We start from the raw sequence: 943 nt of genomic DNA on the forward strand, positions 1-943 counted from the left end.
AATCTGATGGTAGACGACAAGTATTTGTGCATGGTCGTTCGATTGAAACGAGACCTGAAAGTGTGAAAGCACGACAAACCTTTGGACATTTTGAAGTTGACACTATGCAATCGGGTAAAAGACGTGGTGATGTGCTGGTGACAATTACTGAAAGACTAAGCCGGCAACATATCGTGAGACAGGTCACTGGGCGCAATAGTCAGGCAGTGACACCAGTCTTAATTCATTTTTTTCAAGGGATCAAAAATGCCAAGTCCATCACTGTTGATCGTGGGCGAGAATTTGCAAAATATAACGAAATCGAGCAAAAACTAGGCATTCCAGTCTATTTTGCGCACCCATATTCACCAGAAGAACGTGGGAGTAATGAGATATTAAATCGATACGTCCGTCGTTTTATACCGAAAGAACGCAAAATTGAAACAGTTAGCGCCAAAGAATTAGATCAAATTAATCATTGGATCAATGCGAGACCAATGAAAACACTCAACTGGCAATCACCACGAAAGGTTTTTCAGCAGTTTGCAGTGTTCGGTTAATTCTTGCAATCTACCATATACTTGGACACATCTAAAATTAGATGTGCAATCGATGGAAACCGGAATTGATAAATCATTTCACGCTTTAATAGGGAGTGAAAACTTTCAATTTTGGCATTATCATATGGATGTCCTAGTTTTGAATACGAATGATCAATTTTATGTCGCTTTAACAAATTTTCAAAGCCAAAACTAGTGAACTGACTGCCCATATCAGTATGTAAATAATTTGGTTTTTTATCAGTTGACAGCGATCTTTGTAGTGTTGTAACTACCAATTTGGTATCCATCGTGGCACTGATTTGATGGGCTAATATCTTACGCGTTTGTAACTCTAAAACTGACGCTAAATAGACCCACTGACCATTACTCAACTTTAAATAAGTGATGTCCATGCTCCAAGC

The 943-nt window shown here is 38.7% G+C and carries 2 protein-coding genes; one reads left to right on the forward strand and one right to left on the reverse strand.

Going from position 1 to position 943, the window contains the following annotated elements; genetic code table 11:
- The coding region (locus BMG01_RS10655) for an IS30 family transposase (RefSeq protein WP_143472289.1) at nt 1–539 on the forward strand (539 nt) is incomplete at its 5' end.
- Here BMG01_RS10655 and BMG01_RS10660 read toward each other — a convergent pair.
- A partial coding sequence (locus tag BMG01_RS10660; protein WP_143472306.1) for a DDE-type integrase/transposase/recombinase occupies nt 536–943 on the reverse strand: 408 nt, incomplete at its 5' end. The genes BMG01_RS10655 and BMG01_RS10660 overlap by 4 nt on opposite strands.

The organism is Leuconostoc sp. BM2 (genome assembly GCF_002095565.1).
Classification (GTDB): domain Bacteria; phylum Bacillota; class Bacilli; order Lactobacillales; family Lactobacillaceae; genus Leuconostoc; species Leuconostoc falkenbergense.